Origin of the sequence: Psychrobacter sp. 16-MNA-CIBAN-0192 (genome assembly GCF_040309565.1) — a bacterium.
GTDB lineage: Bacteria > Pseudomonadota > Gammaproteobacteria > Pseudomonadales > Moraxellaceae > Psychrobacter.
Map to the genome: position 1 here is coordinate 1 of NZ_JBEOOX010000469.1, position 255 is coordinate 255.

At 27.5% G+C, this 255-nt stretch carries 1 protein-coding gene; it reads left to right on the forward strand.

The window, feature by feature from the left end:
- Window positions 1-255: hypothetical protein (locus AAEY78_RS14005; protein WP_352339990.1), on the forward strand; the 255-nt coding region annotated here is incomplete at both ends.

The following is a 255-nucleotide window of genomic DNA, read 5'->3' on the forward strand; positions in this document are numbered from 1 at the left end:
GTAATAGCCTGCCTTGGATTTAGTTTAGCTGAACAAAACTTAGATGATTATTATGAAAATTATTTGAATACTCAAAAATTATACATATCTCGAGAAAATAAAGACTTACTAAAAGATATAAAAAATAGTGAGGATGAGTTAGGAGCCTTAATCGAAGTTGTTTCAAATGCTATTAATGATGCATTTTATACAAAAAGAATTGATGCTAATGAACGAGATTTAATGTTAAGCAAAATCCATGAAAAGCGATTACAT